The 16,502-nt window shown below is 44.8% G+C and carries 15 protein-coding genes; 6 read left to right on the plus strand and 9 right to left on the minus strand.

Features of this window, described 5'->3' with window-relative positions:
• Positions 1-4 precede the first annotated feature (4 nt).
• Positions 5-1,015 carry a peptidase U32 family protein gene (locus L5M28_RS13735; protein ID WP_263203623.1) on the minus strand — a complete coding sequence of 337 codons (1,011 nt, stop codon included), beginning with the start codon at positions 1,013-1,015 and terminating at the stop codon, positions 5-7.
• 138 nt (positions 1,016-1,153) lie between these two features.
• On the opposite strand from L5M28_RS13735, the gene L5M28_RS13740 reads away from it, so the two are divergent.
• Complete coding sequence (locus L5M28_RS13740; RefSeq protein ID WP_219234640.1) at positions 1,154-1,687, plus strand: SCP2 domain-containing protein; 534 nt, start codon at positions 1,154-1,156, stop codon at positions 1,685-1,687.
• Positions 1,688-1,796: 109 nt separating this feature from the next.
• On the opposite strand, the gene L5M28_RS13745 is transcribed toward L5M28_RS13740, so the two are convergent.
• The 3 genes from L5M28_RS13745 to yegQ form a co-directional block, all read right to left on the minus strand.
• On the minus strand, positions 1,797-3,686 hold the full coding sequence (locus L5M28_RS13745; RefSeq protein WP_263203624.1) for a S8 family peptidase: 1,890 nt from the start codon (positions 3,684-3,686) through the stop codon (positions 1,797-1,799).
• Between the two features lie 521 nt (positions 3,687-4,207).
• Positions 4,208-4,459 (minus strand): YfhL family 4Fe-4S dicluster ferredoxin, encoded by a 252-nt coding sequence (locus tag L5M28_RS13750; RefSeq protein ID WP_006082676.1) that lies wholly within the window; start codon positions 4,457-4,459, stop codon positions 4,208-4,210.
• 4 nt (positions 4,460-4,463) lie between these two features.
• A complete protein-coding gene (yegQ, locus tag L5M28_RS13755; RefSeq protein WP_263203625.1) occupies positions 4,464-5,831 on the minus strand; it encodes a tRNA 5-hydroxyuridine modification protein YegQ in 1,368 nt (455 codons plus the stop codon).
• A gap of 328 nt (positions 5,832-6,159) precedes the next feature.
• On the opposite strand from yegQ, the gene L5M28_RS13760 reads away from it, so the two are divergent.
• On the plus strand, positions 6,160-7,002 hold the full coding sequence (locus tag L5M28_RS13760; protein WP_131523262.1) for an HDOD domain-containing protein: 843 nt from the start codon (positions 6,160-6,162) through the stop codon (positions 7,000-7,002).
• Positions 7,003-7,092: 90 nt separating this feature from the next.
• On the plus strand, positions 7,093-8,586 hold the full coding sequence (locus L5M28_RS13765; RefSeq protein ID WP_263203648.1) for a putative bifunctional diguanylate cyclase/phosphodiesterase: 1,494 nt from the start codon (positions 7,093-7,095) through the stop codon (positions 8,584-8,586).
• 180 nt (positions 8,587-8,766) lie between these two features.
• On the opposite strand, the gene L5M28_RS13770 is transcribed toward L5M28_RS13765, so the two are convergent.
• On the minus strand, positions 8,767-9,192 hold the full coding sequence (locus L5M28_RS13770) for a thioesterase family protein (RefSeq protein WP_113939326.1): 426 nt from the start codon (positions 9,190-9,192) through the stop codon (positions 8,767-8,769).
• Positions 9,193-9,543: 351 nt separating this feature from the next.
• On the opposite strand from L5M28_RS13770, the gene L5M28_RS13775 reads away from it, so the two are divergent.
• On the plus strand, positions 9,544-10,524 hold the full coding sequence (locus tag L5M28_RS13775; protein WP_028761419.1) for a chemotaxis protein: 981 nt from the start codon (positions 9,544-9,546) through the stop codon (positions 10,522-10,524).
• Positions 10,525-10,676: 152 nt separating this feature from the next.
• Here L5M28_RS13775 and L5M28_RS13780 read toward each other — a convergent pair whose 3' ends face one another.
• Positions 10,677-11,933, minus strand: a complete 1,257-nt coding sequence (locus tag L5M28_RS13780; protein ID WP_173497522.1) for an adenylosuccinate synthase — start codon at positions 11,931-11,933, stop codon at positions 10,677-10,679.
• 140 nt (positions 11,934-12,073) lie between these two features.
• Here L5M28_RS13780 and L5M28_RS13785 point away from each other — a divergent pair, with 140 nt between their 5' ends.
• Positions 12,074-12,964, plus strand: a complete 891-nt coding sequence (locus L5M28_RS13785) for a LysR family transcriptional regulator (RefSeq protein WP_028761417.1) — start codon at positions 12,074-12,076, stop codon at positions 12,962-12,964.
• Positions 12,965-12,992: 28 nt separating this feature from the next.
• On the opposite strand, the gene L5M28_RS13790 is transcribed toward L5M28_RS13785, so the two are convergent.
• The gene (locus L5M28_RS13790; RefSeq protein WP_263178740.1) at positions 12,993-13,817 is read right to left on the minus strand and encodes a substrate-binding periplasmic protein; all 825 of its coding nucleotides are present in this window, start codon (positions 13,815-13,817) and stop codon (positions 12,993-12,995) included.
• Between the two features lie 327 nt (positions 13,818-14,144).
• Positions 14,145-14,579, minus strand: a complete 435-nt coding sequence (locus L5M28_RS13795) for a PACE efflux transporter (protein WP_006086899.1) — start codon at positions 14,577-14,579, stop codon at positions 14,145-14,147.
• Positions 14,580-14,669: 90 nt separating this feature from the next.
• Here L5M28_RS13795 and L5M28_RS13800 point away from each other — a divergent pair, with 90 nt between their 5' ends.
• Positions 14,670-15,557 (plus strand): LysR family transcriptional regulator, encoded by an 888-nt coding sequence (locus tag L5M28_RS13800; RefSeq protein ID WP_105251732.1) that lies wholly within the window; start codon positions 14,670-14,672, stop codon positions 15,555-15,557.
• Between the two features lie 99 nt (positions 15,558-15,656).
• On the opposite strand, the gene L5M28_RS13805 is transcribed toward L5M28_RS13800, so the two are convergent.
• On the minus strand, positions 15,657-16,274 hold the full coding sequence (locus tag L5M28_RS13805) for a TetR/AcrR family transcriptional regulator (protein WP_198572928.1): 618 nt from the start codon (positions 16,272-16,274) through the stop codon (positions 15,657-15,659).
• Positions 16,275-16,502 lie beyond the last annotated feature (228 nt).

Raw genomic sequence — 16,502 nt, forward strand, 5'->3', positions numbered from 1 at the left:
CCTTTTATTGCCAATCGCGCTCGTAGGCGCCAAGCGTAGTGATCTGACCCTCGGATACTTTCGCTAGGGCTTGTTCCCAATGGGGTTGATTTTGGCTTTGTGAGTACAGCGCTGGATTATTTAGATAGGTGTCTATGGCTTGACGCCATACTCGAGTGACTTGTTCAACATAGGCGGGGCTGCGTTGACGTCCTTCGATTTTCAGCGACACTATGCCAGCTTTGGCTAGCTCTGGAAGTAAGCTTAAGGTATTCAAACTGGTTGGTGATTCGAGTAAATATTGCGGTGAATCTTGATCTGCTGTGATGTAACGGCCTTTGCATACCACGGGATAACCCATTTGTTCGTCGAGGGCCGATTTATCAATTAACACATCGTTGAGCCGGGTTAATCTGTTCTGTCCTTCTTCTTGCCAGCGTACGTGTTTTGCTGGTGAACAAGATCCACCGGTGTTGGGCGATTGGCCCGTTACATAGGATGACAGCTGGCAACGCCCTTCGGCCATAATGCACAGACTACCAAAGGCGAATACTTCCAAATCCACTGGGCTGACTTTAGCAAGATCCCGTACTTGTTTCATGGATAACACCCGTGGCAATACTACTCGGGTGATGTTAAAGGCTTCTTTATAAAAGCTCAGCGCCCCCAGATTGGTTGCACTGGCCTGCACCGATAAATGCAGTGGCAGGTTTGGATAGTGCCTATGGGCATAATCGAGTAAAGAAAGATCGGCGACAATTAATGCATCCATACCCAGTTTTGCCGTTAAATCGATAGCCTGATACCAACGATGCTCTTCACCGGGCTTTGGAAAAGTATTTAAGGTCAAAAAGATTTTTTTGCCGTGCTTTTGCGTCAGCTCAGTGGCTTCTTGCAATTTTGCGGGGGTGAAGTTTAATCCTGCAAACGAGCGCGCATTGGTGTCGTCTTTTAACCCTAGATACACAGCGTCGGCTCCGGCATGTAATGCCAACTTTAGCGAGGCCAGATTTCCTGCTGGACACAACAGCTCCATAGTGATGCTCCCGATAAAATGATAGCCGCTGAGTGTAGGTAAGATTGAATGGCGATGAATTGATTTAAAACAGGTTTAAGATCATAAAATCCCGATAAACTGGGATATATCATGTTTTATTCTTGTAGGGTTCCCACCATGTCCGCTGTTTTTTTCGCAAAATTTGCTCAGCAACTTTTAGAGTTCACCCCAAAAGCCATCGGCTTTCCACTTGCTAAGATGCCGTTTAGCCTCAAAGCAAAAGCCATCAGCCAATTGCTTGAACTCTTACTTGCCGAGCAAGCTGCTGACGATGAGCTTGGATTTTTGACGGATAAATGGGTCGCGATTCGAGTGGAAGATATAAACTTAGCCTTCGAAGTCAGTTTTAATGGAAAATGGCAAGTCAGAGAGCTCACCGATGCGCAGGTGACCTTTAGTGCCAACTCTGCCGAGCTAGTGTTAGTGGCGGCGGCGAAGGAAGATCCCGACACGCTATTCTTCCAGCGTAAGCTGAGTATTCAAGGTGATACTGAATTAGGGCTCGAAGTGAAAAACCTGCTGTTAAGTATCGAATTTGCCAGTATGCCAGCCCCAATTCGTCTTAGTGTTGAAAAGCTTGCCGCTGTGATTGAGCGTCTGCAAATTGAAGCGAAACCGACAATTATTCTCGCCAAATCCCCAAGCTTTTAACGTTATGTAGTGAGACTACACACTGCTAATTCCATAAAGAAGCCCGCTAAGTTGTTATCTTAGTGGGCTTATTTTTATTTAAACTTTACTGTATGGTTTGGTCAATGAGTTAGTAGCTTGCACTCAGTTGTAGTCCCGAGTAGCTCGAATAAGCGCGTAACATCACATGGTAAGTTCCCGCTTGAGTCACGGTAATCGAACAGCTTTCATTGTTCCCGTTTTTATAGGGACGGCAATCATAGCTGGTGGTCGTTGGGGTAGTGCCTGCTTTAACATACAGGTCTACATCTCCAGTTCCGCCACTGGTGGCAATGTTGAGTTGGCTATTGGCTGGAACCACTATCTTATACAGTTTCTCTGTTGCCGTTGCCCCGCTTAAATTCGTGACAGGTACGCCATTGGTTAAGCAGTTTGCATCGGTGCAGCTTCCGCCGCCATTCAGGTTATAGCTGGCTGTCAGTTGGGCATTGGCGTAATTATTATAGCCTTGCACCATCACATACCACCGACCCGCCATAGGTGTGGTGAAGTTACAGCTCTCGTTGTTGCCATTTTGATAGGGGCGGCATTGGTAGCTTGTTGTCGTCGGTTTTTGCCCTTGGCTGACATAAATATCCGCATCACCAGAACCACCCGCTAGATTGATCCCTAAACTTGCCGCATTGACTGGGACATCGATGTAGTAATACGTCGCAGAACCTGTGGCACCACTGATTGCGACACCCACATTATTTTGCAGCGGTGTTTCATCGACGGGGCAATTATTGCCACAGCCACCATCATCGCCTGCGAGTGAAAAGAGTAATTTATTGGGTGAACCTGTTTTAGCGTCTGTAACTTTATTTGACGTGGCGCGCGTCGTAAGTAAGTTTGTCACCTGTGCGGGAGAGAGATTTGGATTTTCATCTAAGTATAATGCGGCAACGCCTGCCACATGTGGGGCAGCCATTGAGGTACCACTTATGGTATTAGTCGCTGAATTCGAGTTATACCAAGCGGACGTAATGCTCGAACCAGGCGCATAGATATCAAGGCAAGTCCCGAAGTTAGAAAAACTCGAGCGGGAATCGTTACTGGTGGTTGAACCAACCGTGATGGCATTTACCGCCCGTGCGGGTGAGTAATTACAAGCGCTGCTGTTGTCGTTACCCGCCGCCACTACGAAAGTGACCCCTGCGGCAACTGCGGCATTGACTGCATCATCAGTTGCTTGGGAGGCTCCTCCTCCTAAACTCATGTTTGCGACGGCCGGGCCGGAAGCATTGTTTTTCACCCAGTTTATCCCTGCAATCACGCCAGAGTTACTACCTGAACCTGAACAGTTGAGTACTCTGACGCCCACAAGATTGACGTTTTTAGCCACACCGTAGGTAGCGCCGCCAACGGTTCCTGCCACATGGGTACCATGGCCGTTACAGTCAGTTGCATCGTAATCATTATCGACAAAATCATAGCCACTGCTGGCGCGACCACCAAACTCATTGTGAGTATTAAGCACACCAGTATCGATCACAAAGGCGGTTACACCAGAGCCGTCGAAATCCGTGTGATAGTTACTATCCAATGGCAAGTTTCGTTGATCGATTCTGTCTAAGCCCCAGGTCGGACTCGGTTGATTGGCATTGGCTTCAACCATAGGCGTTACTGACATGATTTGATCTTGTTCTATGTATTTCACATTTGGATCTTTACGCAGTGCTTTAATCTGTTGGGTGCTGGCCTTGATGAGTACACCATTGAGCACATTGCCAAAGTTTTTCATCACAGTGACATCATATTGGTTGACTAAACTCTCGGCTTGTTTCGTCGCGAATTCAGCTATGGTGTTGTTATTACTTAGATTAAGAACGCTTGGGGTATTGAATACAACAATGTAAGTATCTTTGATGGCTTTAGATTGCGGGACACTTACCATACTCGCTTGGTATTCATTAGCGTTAACAGGGAAGTAAGCAAGTCCAGTTGCGACCGCGACTGCAATTAAATGTTTCTTATGCATGTTGAACTCCATTTTCTTTTTATGTCTCCACGGACTTCGAGACATAATTCAATGTAGAAGGTATTTTCAACCTGCCCAGTCCGATGCTTAAGGTATATCTAATTTACAAGGTTAAAATGTAACACTTGATTTACAATTTGACCGCAAGTGACTTTTTACTTAGCTAAAGAGTGAGGTGTACAAATAAGCGTCAAAATAATAACTATTAGTCTATTAAAACAACCGAGTTTGTAAAAGCGGTGATTTATCAAGCGACATTTTGTCCGAATCACAAACTGTGAAGCAGCGATAAATTCCGTCTGCTACTTTTTTGACATTCACCGCTGAAAAGAAGTCAGTCTAAAGTAGTGTTTTGACTAATACTGAAATAAAGGCTTGGATTTAAGCGATTTAAAGGTTTTCCATACCGTTAAATGCATCTTTATTGTGATTTTTTATGCGGATTGTTTTGCGCAGGTTATGGCAGGTATTAGAGCAGATTTGACCGAGAGGCATTATAGCCACTCGGTCAGGTGACGTGATTAAGCTTTTTGCGTTAACACGGCAAATTTCACTAACAATTCGTCGTTAGATTCGACACGGTTTGGATCTGGGTCGATGCAATCAATGGGGCAGACAGACACGCAAGTCGGTTTGTCGTAATGCCCCACGCATTCGGTGCAGCGGTCGGGATCGATTTCATAGATCTCTTCGCCCATAGTGATGGCCTGATTAGGACACTCAGGCTCACACATGTCGCAGTTGATGCAGCTATCGTCGATCAGTAATGCCATGACCTTAACCTAGTTCATGTGGGTTGCGCGTATCCTGACTTTGGGGCAGGTTACGCAGCAAAATACCGTGGCTCAAATCGACTTCTTTCGGCACGGGTAGATACACAGTGTGCCCCGAACCTAAACCGGCTTCAACCGCTTCAGCTTTGCGATTTTCGAGTTGTTCAATCGTCAAACTGATATTGCCCTGCGGCGTCATCAGTTCAACACTGTCGCCAACGGAGAACTTGTTTTTTACTTCAATTTCGGCCAATCCTGCAAGATTACGTTTGCCCGTCAGTTCACCTACAAATTGTTGGGTGTCACTAACTGAGTAGCCATAGTCATAATTTTGGTATTCATCATGCACATGGCGACGTAAAAAGCCTTCGGTATAACCACGGTGGGCTAGGCCTTCTAATTGATTCATTAGACTGCGGTCGAAATCTTTACCCGATGAAGCATCTTCAATCGCGCGGCGATAAAGTTGTGCGGTACGGGCAACGTAATAGAAGGACTTAGTGCGGCCTTCAATTTTGAGCGAGTCTATGCCCATTTTAGTCAGGCGCTCAACGTGCTGAATGGCCCGTAAGTCTTTAGAGTTCATGATATAAGTGCCGTGCTCATCTTCGAAGGCGGGCATGTATTCGCCGGGGCGATTGGCTTCCTGTAGTAGGTAAATTTGATCTGTGGGAGCGCCTGCGCCTAAGGTCGTTGGCGTTTCAATTTGCACCGCATTTGGCATGGCAATGATGTCACCGCTGTCATTTTGCTGCGCTTCGTGTACATCGTATTTCCAGCGACAAGCATTAGTGCAGGTACCTTGGTTAGGATCGCGTTTGTTGATATAACCCGAGAGTAAACAACGGCCTGAATACGCCATACACAGGGCGCCGTGCACAAACACTTCAAGCTCGATATCGGGGCAGCGCTGACGAATTTCTTCGATTTCATCTAAAGACAATTCGCGTGACAGGATCACGCGTTTGATGCCTTGGGTTTGCCAAAACTTTACCGAGGCCCAGTTGATGGCATTCGCTTGCACGGATAAATGCACCACTTGATCAGGAAACGCTTCACGCACCATCATGATTAAACCCGGATCGGACATGATCAGTGCGTCAGGCTTCATCGCCACTACGGGTTCCATGTCCTTGATATAGGTTTTTAGCTTGGCATTGTGGGGGGCGATATTGCTCACCACATACAGCTTTTTACCGAGTGCATGGGCTTCTTCAATCCCAGTGGCAAGGTTTTCCATTTTAAAGTCATTGTTACGTACCCTTAGACTATATCTTGGCTGACCGGCATACACTGCATCTGCGCCATAGGCAAAGGCGTAGCGCATGTTCTTTAAGGTTCCAGCTGGAGACAGTAGCTCAGGTTTAAACATAATCACTCTCAAATGGGTTAATAAATGACGCGGTGCGCGGGGGCGGCATTTTACACAATGAAAGTAGGGGTATGCAAATTGCCTTAGCTAACTTTAGCAGTACTTCACATTTTACGAATATAGTGAGTTTGGCTTAGATCGACTGGAGCGGAATATTTCAACTTGAGTGATGATTGAGGTCGATGATCAAGACAGATAAGTAAGGCAAAATTGATAACGCAATCATACAAATTATTAACGTCTGCTGTTTTTTCTACGCATCTAATGACAGCCAACTGATATACTCCAACAATCCAATGTTGATGTTTACAGATTGATGGGAGTTAAGATGTCTACCGAACATCTACTGTTAGTCAGTTTATTAAAAAAACTAAAAGACGATGCCTTAGTACTACCGACCTTGCCTGAAGTGGCGATGCGGGTGCAAGAAGTGGTTGGACGCTCCGATGCGAGCCTTAAACAAGTGGCAGAAGTGATCGGCCAAGATGCTGCGATTTCTGCGCGTATTATTAAGGTCGCCAACAGCGCGCTATATAGCCGAGGCGTACCCGCTGAAAGTATCAACAGTGCGGTTTCTCGTATTGGTTTAATTCAGATTAAAAGCATTGCCACTTCGGTGGCGATGGAGCAATTGTTCATTTCCACCAATGAAATGGTGTGGGAAGTCATGGACGAAGTGTGGCGTACCTCAATCGATGTAACCGCTGCGTCTTGTGCCATGCTGCAGATGTACAATAAGCGTCATTCAACCAGTCGGTTAAATTTTGATACCTTAACCTTAGCTGGACTCGTGCATAACATTGGCGCCTTACCTGTATTAACAGAAGCGGAGGCGCATCCCCATTTATTCACTAGCATTGATCAATTACGCGCGCTCGTACGTAAAATGCAAGGGCCTTTGGGTCGTGCTGTTTTGAAAAGTTGGGATTTCTCTACCGAAGTGATGGAAGTGGTTGAGCGTTGGGCTGATTTACCTTATCTACCCGATCATGTCACCTATCTTGACTTTATTCGTGCAGCGGCCTTTTATACTGGTGAATTGCGAGCGGGCACTGAACTAGAGCAACGTCTCGGTGTGTTTGTCGCCCGTGGATTACCTGTGACGACCGATGATTTAGCCAGTGATGAGTTTATGGATAAATTCCATTCAATTAGAGAAAGTTACCAATAATCGTTAGGCCTAAATGGAATTCAAATGGCGCTGATATCTTTTATCGTGTCATTTGAGAAAAAGCTTACGTGGTATGGCAGAGGCCAAGGTATGTTCGTAATCGGGTTAGTTGTCGCTTCTCTCGCTTTATTGATATTTTCATTGTATATCCTGCAGGCAAAATACAGATCTTTACGGTCGCAGCAAAAATTCTTAGCACAGCTTTGTACCCAGCTAGAGCAGCAAAAGGTTGAACGCCAAGCTTTAGACATTGGCATCGTCCCCCAAGCGTTTGCTCCTCTCTACCATACTTTAAATGAATTATTAAAGGCGTTACCGGCAAGTGTGGGTAAGGATAAGCTAACAGGACTAGTTAATCGTGTCGGCTTGAAACGTACTCTTACTGGCATGATGCCGCTGACTCAAGGGACATTAGTGCTAATTGATATTTATCGATTTCGCTATGTGAATGATCTCTTTGGTTTTGTATTTGGCGATATCCTGCTGAAGCAATTTGCCGAACGCTTAAACAGCTTAAGTTTATCCCCGAGATTAATCGCACGCCTCAATGGTGATGAATTTTGTTTGTATTACGAGCAAGCGTTGACTGAGGAGCAATTAGTCCACTTAAGAGGGCGGTTGCAAGTGCCTTTTAACATTAAGAACACGCCAGTCAGCGTTAAGCTTCAAATCGGCTGTCTGCATTTACAAGAACACCATGCCGACACGAGTCAGATGCTACGTCGAGTCGATTTGGCGCTGAAGAAAGCCCGCCATTCTCGTAGCGCGATTGCATACTATGCCCAAAATGATGATATTCGTCAGTTAAGGGAACTGAAAATTATCGATAGTTTGCCTAAAGGTTTGCAACGTAATCAAGTATATATGGTGTATCAAGCTAAACAGGATATTGCCACGGGTCGATGTTTTCAGGTTGAAGCCTTGATGCGTTGGGAGCATGACGAACTTGGCATTATTTCTCCGGGAGAATTTATTCCCTTAGCTGAATATGCTGGCATGATTGATTTAGTCAGCCAATGGGCACTCGATCAGGTTTTAGTACAGCAGGCAAAATGGCGCGCGGCGGGGATACAATTGTGTGTTGCAGTTAACCTGTCGACACGGGATCTTGACAGTGAAACCTTACCCCAAGAAATTGCTGCAAGATTAGCCTATTACCAGCTCCCACCCGAATCCTTGATGATCGAAATTACTGAAAGCACTTTAATGGCGGATTTAACTAAGGCGGTTGAGACGTTAGGAAAGATACGTGCCTTAGGGGTTAGACTTGCAATTGATGATTTTGGTACGGGTCATTCTTCCTTAGCTTATTTAAAGCATTTACCCGTTAATGAAGTCAAAATCGATAAAGCCTTTTTAAAGGATCTAGAGCAGGATAAACCGTCGGAATACATCCTCGAAGCCAGTATTAATATTGCCAAAAAACTCGGTTATGAGGTAACTGTTGAAGGAATTGAAACGCTTGAGATTAGAGATAGGTTAGTGGCTATGGGGGTTGATACTATACAAGGCATGTATTACGCGAAGCCCATGAGTGCCGCTGAACTCGAAATGAACTGGGCCCAACTACATAATACAATCTAAACTTTGTGCTCATTAAAGTAAGCGCTCGTTAAATCAAATGCTCGTTAAATCAAGAGTATTAAGGCTTGCAGTTGAGCCTTAATACTGTCCAGTTATCGCTTGAGTGATTTTTGTTGCCTTTGCTTATGTCGAAATAAGCTCGGGAAATCGCGCGTGTACTTGTATGTAAGAGTATTAGCTTTATTCGCTTGATGTGAAACCAAGACTTAATATGGCGATTAACTCTGCCGGCATAGGCGCTAGTTGGCGGGCTTGATTCATACACACCATTTCAATTGTTGCCGTGACCGCAGGCTTTTTACCCTGTGGACGCCAAATCTCCTGCTGCCACACAGTGCGGTACTTACTCTCAAAGTAAAACTTAGTGCGAACATCGATAATATCGGCAAATTCCACCCCCTCATGGCACAACATATCGCTACGATACACAGCAAAACCCAGTTGGTTTTGTTGCCATAATGCACTTAAACGCTCAGCACCAATCACATGCTCACGGGCGCGTTCGAAGTATTTCAAAAAGTTGGGGTGATACACCACGCCAGAAAAATCAGTATCTTCATAGTAGATTTGCACTGGGAAAGAAAAGGTCGGGCTAAATTGCGGCATGGGGTACGGCTATTCTAGATAGTTTTATTGCGCAATAGTTTAGCGGCTTATCTCTTAAAACAAAACCTCTAATGCGGAGAGACAAAATCGCTGTTAAGTGAAATGTGCAGACTACTTTAGGTCGGCAACGGTGATGCTTAATCTGGCCATGATTGACAATGTGACGACTGAAATCGTCATTAGATTCGATTATGTGACGCTTTTCTGCTTATAGATAAAATGCTTGTTACCCAAAAATATCACGCTAATCAGGCAGTAAAATCACACTATCGTGCCTAATTCATTAATCCCTTCCTATACTGATAACTGCAATCCCTTTCTTACGTTGATTTGCTAGGTTGAGAGCTTTATATGAGCGAAATTAAAAAATCAGAAATATTGACAGAGAGTGGCACAAATGAACTCGAAATTATTGAGTTTCATCTACATAAGACACTTCCTAACGGTGGCCATAAGGTGTGCCATTACGGTATTAATGTCGCCAAAGTGAGAGAAGTGATTAGGGTGCCAGAAACGTCAGATTATCCCAATGCCCAGCGGCACATGGTTGGGGTGTTCTCGCTGCGAGAAAAGTTGATCCCTTTGGTCGATCTAGCCGGATGGCTCGGAATATCGACACCTGAGGATTTAACCCACAAAGTGGTCATAGTGACTGATTTTAATAAGATGATTAATGGGTTCTTAATCGATAGTGTTCGTAGCATCCATAGAGTGTCGTGGGAGCAAGTTGAATCGCCGAGTCAATTTTTAGAAGCGGGTGAAAATGATTGTGTCGTTGCCGTAGTGCGCCGTGATGGCATGCTCATTATGATATTGGATTTTGAGAAAATTATTGCTGACATTAATCCTGAACTGAGTATGGATAAGTACGATGTCACGCTCGATAGAAGTGTACTGATCAATGATAAAATGCTGGCGAAACGTGAAGCGAAAACGATTTTAATTGTCGATGATTCCGCTTTTATTCGTAAGATGATCGAAAATACCCTTCGCAGCGCAGGTTACAACATTATCACAGCCAAAGATGGTGGTGATGCCCTTGAAATGCTAATGGAATTTGAGAATCTTGCTGACCAAGATAATGCTTCTATCTCTGATTTTGTCAGCGCCATTATTACGGATGTTGAGATGCCTCGCATGGATGGCATGCATTTGGTGAAACGCTTAAGAGAATCCAAGGCGTATCGACAAATGCCCATTGTGATGTTTTCCTCTTTAATGAGTGAAGATAACCGCGCAAAGGCGATGGCATTAGGTGCTAACGATACCATTACTAAACCAGAAATTGGTCGTATGGTCGGTATGATAGATAAATACGTATTCGAAGAGTAATGCTATTTCACTTAGCGGCGATATTTGAATATGGGGTATTCGAGTCATTGCTATCAACGTCTTGAGTGATTCTTCAATGACAAACCATATCAAAGTAAAAAGCCATATTCACCGAGGCGAATATGGCTTTTTTGTAGGGTAAACGTTGTTTACTAGCGAATGATCATTTGATCGCGCTCTGGTCCAACAGAAACCATGCTAACGCGTACACCCATTAGGGCTTCAATACGTTCAACATATTGTTGTGCGGCGACAGGCAGGCTTTCGAAGGTGCGACAACCAGTAATATCTTCGCTCCAGCTTGGCATTTGCTCATACACTGGGCTTAACGCAGCAGTTTGTGGCCAAATTGGGTTCTCAGTGTGTTCACCAGCATAGGCAACACAGATTTTCAGATCTTTCATGCCAGAAAGACAATCAATCTTAGTCAGGGCAATTTCGGTTGCTGCTTGTAGCTCAACACCATTACGGGTGGCAACAGCATCAAAATATCCCATGTCACGTGGACGGCCTGTCGTTGCACCAAACTCGTTGGCATTTTCGCGGAAGGCGTCTTGCTCTTCCATTGCGGTCACTAAGGTGCCAGTGCCGACTGATGAGCTAAAGGCTTTCGCGACAGCAATTACGCGCTCTGGACGCAGAGCTGGTAAACCGCTGCCGATACCCGCGTAAGCCGCAGTCACGTTTGAAGATGTGGTATAAGGATATTCGCCGTAGACTAAGTCGCGGCCAGCACCTAATTGCGCTTCAAACAGTAAGCTCGCATCTTGTTTTTGTAATGCTTTTAATGGCTCTGTCACGTTACAAATAAACGGACGCCAAGGTGCCGTCACTTCTAATAACCATGCGGTCATTTCGGCGGCGGTTTGATTAAAATCGCAACTTGGATAAAGTGCTTTTAACTGCGGTAATTTCCAGTCGAGCATAAATTGAATGCGCTCTTGCAGCACTTCAGGTTGGTTTAACCAACCGACTAAAATGCCTTTTTTCATCACGCGATCGCCATAGGCTGGCGCAATCCCTTGACGGGTTGAACCATAGGCGAGGTCGCCAAGACGTTGTTCTTCTAAGGTATCTTCTAATGCATGTAGAGGTAAGCACAGGGTAGCACGGTCAGAAATGCATAATTTGACTTCTATGCCAGCCGCTTGCACTTCAGCAATTTCTACACTGAGTTTTTCAGGGCTGATCACCATGCCAGGGCCTAAAACTGCAACGCAGTTAGGGTTGAAAATGCCACTCGGTAATTGGTGTAATTTAAAGGTGCCATAGTCGTTGACGACGGTATGGCCAGCGTTGTTACCACCTTGAAAGCGAATACTGGCAGCGGCATCCGCGGCTAAATAATCTACGATGCGGCCTTTGCCTTCATCACCCCAATTTGCACCCACAACCACGATCGACGGCATAACAACATCTCCTCATTGATTAAGACGCTATGCTAGACCCGTCATTTGAATAAGAGAAATTAATTATGGTTATCATCCCAATAAGAATTTCATATATCATTGGCTATCATTAACTCTAATACTTTGCAAAAGGTGGCGTTATGCTCGATATCCATTGGTTAAAGACCTTCGTGACTTTAGCTGAATACAAGCATTTTGGGAAAGCGGCCACAGCGCTGCACATGACGCAGCCCAATGTTAGCTTGCATATTAAGCAGTTAGAGCAAAGCACTCGAGTCAAGTTGATTGACCGTAATCCCTTTCGATTAACGCAAGCGGGATTTCGCCTGTTAGAGAGCAGTCAGAAGACGTTAATGGAGCTGCAAATTTGTCAGGCGGATCTCAATGCGATTAATGACCTTAGCCAAGGCACCTTGACCATTGCCGCCAGCGATATTATCTCGCGGTTATTGTTGATCCAGCCGTTTCAGCTCTTTAAGGCGGAGTTTCCGGGAATAGATTTCTCACTGCTCAACACAACCTCATCACAAGCCTCTGAATTGGTGAAAAATGCCGAGGCAGATTTAGGGTTTGTGATTGCGCAGAAGGAAAGTCAGCCACTGCATTTTACTGAGCTACAACAGATTAAATGGTGTGCAATCGGAGATAATTTACAGCAATGGCAGCAGGCAAAACCCTCTGTGGATACGCCCTTAGCCGAGCAACCGACGTTGATTTTATTAGGACACGATACGCGAACCCGCGAATTGCTCGATCCCGCATTGCCGTCGCTGAACTTATCGAATTACAGAATAATGGAAGTCGGTAGTGTTGACGCGCAAATCGATTGGGCTGAGGCGGGATTTGGTGTGGCTATCGTACCGGAGTTTTCGGTTTACACTAAGGCGAATCTCACCACTAAAGTCACTCCTCTACCGCAATTCCCTACAACGAGTTTAGGTTATATTGTGCGCCAGAATCAGATCCTGTCGAAGGCTATTAAGCAGCTGTTATATTGGGTGAATCAAGAGATCATTCGCTCGCAGCGGTAATCTATCATTCGCTCGTAGTAATAGGCGATTAGTCAGCGACTAAGAGCAGTTTGTCGTATTGGCCTGTGGCTTTTAGCTGTGATAAGCCAGCGTCGAGTTGGGTCGCTAAGGTTTGTGCTTGCGGATTTCCTTTCGAGAAGGCCAAAAAAATATCGCTGCTGTGGTTAGCAAATGCAGGAATAATCTCATCATCTACCCCCATTTTTTTCAGGTTTTCCTTCGCGACTAAGTCGAACATCAAGGCGGCATCTATGCGACCAATCAACAATAAATTGATGAGCTGTTGTTGGTTGGCGACGGTGACGATATTGAGCTGTTGCTGTTTAACTAATGTGGGAAACTCATCGCCATATTCATAGCTTTTAATCACGCCGATAACGGTGCCTTTAGGTAGCGCCCATTTATTGTCTGCCAGAATAGGTTTTTGTTTCTTTTGATAAAAAGAAGCCGTGGCGATAAATAATGGGGTGTTTCCAAAGATGAAGCGTTGCTCAGTACTGTTCTCGCGGGTGACGTTAAACACCCCATCAACTGCACCTTTTTCCGCCATCATTAAGGCGCGGGAGTAGGGCACAACTAAGCTATTCACTTCAATATGCGACTGTTTAAATGCGGCTTGGATTAAACGATGGGAAATACCTTGACCAAACTGATTGGCGAAAGGTGGCCAACTGTCTTCTGCAGCTAAGGTTATGGCTTGAGGTTGCGATTCTGCTGGTATTGCATTGCTTTCTTTAGCGAGTGCCATGTTACAAATAATGGATACGAGCAATAAAACGATGCTAAGTATCAATGCTGACGGCAAATTTAATGCCTGCTGCATCCTGAGCTTCATTCTGTTCCCTGCGCGCATTTTGCTTCCATCTCCCCGCTTAATATATGGCTTTTATAGCATAAAGAATTATATCTAGACTAATGATTTGAATATTAATTACTGATAGTTAGTCCTTTTGTGATGTTAATAGGATATTTTAACAACCTCAGTTTACTGTGTGCGGGTCTATTATTTTTATGTACTGTGTTTAAGGGGAATTTTACGCTGGGTAACACATGAACTGGCTTAGCTTTCTTGCTAAGTAGAAGAAATTGAAATGGATAAGTTTCAATGTTGCCATCAAACGAATCGCTAAATTGTTTAGTGAGGTTCGTTTGATGGTGATGTGTGTTGATCTTAGCTGCGCTATTTGACCTTAGTGGCTTGCATAGTAAACCAAGTCTTGTAGGGCTGATATTTGTCATAGCACCAATGGAATAGGGTGCTGTAGAAGAAGAAAAAGATCAAAAAAACCGCTTCTAAGCCCATGGCTGCCAACCAACCTATCTGTAGAAACCAGGCGATGGTCGGTATGCTAATGAAAATAAGTCCCCCTTCAAATCCAAAGGTATGCAGTATTCTGGTTTTCAAAGTGCGTTGCTCTCGATTTGCCCCAAATACCCTGTCGAATCCTAGGTTGTAGAAGTAGTTCCATACCACGGTATAAAGACTCAAAGCGATACCTACTATGACAAGTTCACTGGTTCCCTTGCCTGATATTAGGGCAGAAACGGGGATAATAATAGCGAGTGCAATCGCTTCAAAGAGTAAGGCGTTAAAGATACGTTCTGTCGTTTTCATGGCTATTTCCCATTCATTTAATGTGACTATGGCCATAATTTTATCTAGTATAAGGATAAGTTATAGTTAGATAGTATCGGTAAAAACGATATGTTTAGTCTCGAACAACTCGAAGCCTTTATGGAAACCGTAGAATCTGGTTCATTTTCGAATGCTGCAAGGCAACTTAAGAAAGCACAATCCGTGATTAGCCAGCATGTGATGAATCTTGAAATTGACTGTGGGGTTGAGTTATTTGACCGTTCGGGTCGTTATCCAGTATTAACGGCCGAAGGTAGTAAATTACTGCCCTACGCAAGAGCGACGATTCTTCAACATCGTAGGCTCAAACATACCGCCTTATCGCTCTTCAGTAGTCAATCTTCAGAAGTGTGCCTTGCGATGGATGAAGGCATTCCGATACAGAGAATATCTGAAATTATTCGGTTGTTAGAAGGTGATTTTCCTAATATCGAACTCGAGTTTCTCAGTGCCTCAAGTATAGACATTATCGACATGGTGCATTCGGGAAGAGCATCTACAGGATTGATTTTTAGTGAATTATCTATGCCAAGTAGTATAGATTTTGAGAGTATTGGGGTGATTCAATTCGATCTTTATGTGGCGAGTTCGCATCCCTTAGCAAAATCAGTTGCACCGAACATGGACTCATTGCGACTGTATCGACAATTACTTATCCGCTCACGGAATACTAAAACCAGTAGTTTTCAGCAGGCGTTCAGTCCTGATGTTTGGTATGCCGATAACTATTACGTGTTATTGGAGCTCGCATTACAGGGCCATGGTTGGTGTCTATTGCCCGAGCATATGGCGTCCAATTTAGTTTCATCGGGTAACTTAACTCGCGTCCCCATAGAATTTGAGCAGATAGGCTGGCATGCAAACGTCGATGTGATCCAGCATCAAGATAAAAGCAGCCTGCCATTATTGAAACGACTCAGACAACTGTTTAGAGAACTCTTGGTTGGACAGAAATAAATGGTTGGACAGAAATAAAGCAAAGCATAAATAAAACCCCAGTTAAGTGAGTATTCTACTGGGGTTTAGTTTTTGTGGATCAGGATTGGTGAATCAGGATTAATTATTACGCGGAAAGTTAGCCAGCACTAGCTCGGCCACTTTGCGCAGTTCATTCGGGCAAATTCCACTGGTCGCTTGTACGGCCATACCTTGCAATACAGTGCCTATATAACGGGCAAGCAGCAAGGGATCGGCGTCAGCGGGCAAATCACCTTCATCTTTGGCGCGTTGCAGTCGTTCGCACAGGGCTATTTCACCGTCACGGCGACGATTAATCAAAGTGTCTTTAATCGCTTGTCCTGCTTCACTACAGGTGAGTGCCCCTTGAACAATCAAACATCCCTGTGGATGGCTTTTATCCACCAAAGAGCTTGCCGCACCGAGTAGCATTGACTCGATAACCTGATAGGCGGTTTTTTGTTCCAGTGCCGGGTAGAAAAACGCACAGGGGCGCTGTTCATACAATTCTATCGCTTTGAGAAATAACTGTTCTTTATTACCGAACGCGGCATAAAGGCTAGGTTTATTAATGCCCATAGCTTGGGTGAGATCGGTTAACGATGTACCTTCAAAACCTTTGAGCCAGAAGACTTCTAAGGCTTTTGCTAATGCATCGTCAGTGTCAAAAGCTCGTGGGCGACCAACACAGGGCGTCTGGGTGACGGTTGACATCATTAGGCTCCTCAATTCTCAATTGCCCCTAGGATAGACATGGGTTTAGTCCCTGTCCAGCCACACTTGCCACTGATGACGGACTTAGGGGGATATGTCTACTTAGTCATTCAAGGTGTCACCTAAGTTCAGCATGTTATCTGCGTTAGTCAGTGTTTGCTTCAATATTCATCAAAATGCTTTGCAGTTCAAACTCGTAGCCTTTTGCCTCTGGACGCATTGCCTGCCTAG

The sequence above is a fragment of the Shewanella sp. SW32 genome, assembly GCF_025653365.1.
GTDB lineage: Bacteria > Pseudomonadota > Gammaproteobacteria > Enterobacterales > Shewanellaceae > Shewanella > Shewanella oncorhynchi.

Coding starts and splice junctions, on each gene's coding strand:
- L5M28_RS13735 (WP_263203623.1), bottom strand. CDS start 1,015: ATGGAGCTGTTGTGTCCAGCAGGAAATCTGGCCTCGCTAAAGTTGGCA.
- L5M28_RS13740 (WP_219234640.1), top strand. CDS start 1,154: ATGTCCGCTGTTTTTTTCGCAAAATTTGCTCAGCAACTTTTAGAGTTC.
- L5M28_RS13745 (WP_263203624.1), bottom strand. CDS start 3,686: ATGCATAAGAAACATTTAATTGCAGTCGCGGTCGCAACTGGACTTGCT.
- L5M28_RS13750 (WP_006082676.1), bottom strand. CDS start 4,459: ATGGCATTACTGATCGACGATAGCTGCATCAACTGCGACATGTGTGAG.
- yegQ (WP_263203625.1), bottom strand. CDS start 5,831: ATGTTTAAACCTGAGCTACTGTCTCCAGCTGGAACCTTAAAGAACATG.
- L5M28_RS13760 (WP_131523262.1), top strand. CDS start 6,160: ATGTCTACCGAACATCTACTGTTAGTCAGTTTATTAAAAAAACTAAAA.
- L5M28_RS13765 (WP_263203648.1), top strand. CDS start 7,093: ATGTTCGTAATCGGGTTAGTTGTCGCTTCTCTCGCTTTATTGATATTT.
- L5M28_RS13770 (WP_113939326.1), bottom strand. CDS start 9,192: ATGCCGCAATTTAGCCCGACCTTTTCTTTCCCAGTGCAAATCTACTAT.
- L5M28_RS13775 (WP_028761419.1), top strand. CDS start 9,544: ATGAGCGAAATTAAAAAATCAGAAATATTGACAGAGAGTGGCACAAAT.
- L5M28_RS13780 (WP_173497522.1), bottom strand. CDS start 11,933: ATGCCGTCGATCGTGGTTGTGGGTGCAAATTGGGGTGATGAAGGCAAA.
- L5M28_RS13785 (WP_028761417.1), top strand. CDS start 12,074: ATGCTCGATATCCATTGGTTAAAGACCTTCGTGACTTTAGCTGAATAC.
- L5M28_RS13790 (WP_263178740.1), bottom strand. CDS start 13,817: ATGCGCGCAGGGAACAGAATGAAGCTCAGGATGCAGCAGGCATTAAAT.
- L5M28_RS13795 (WP_006086899.1), bottom strand. CDS start 14,579: ATGAAAACGACAGAACGTATCTTTAACGCCTTACTCTTTGAAGCGATT.
- L5M28_RS13800 (WP_105251732.1), top strand. CDS start 14,670: ATGTTTAGTCTCGAACAACTCGAAGCCTTTATGGAAACCGTAGAATCT.
- L5M28_RS13805 (WP_198572928.1), bottom strand. CDS start 16,274: ATGATGTCAACCGTCACCCAGACGCCCTGTGTTGGTCGCCCACGAGCT.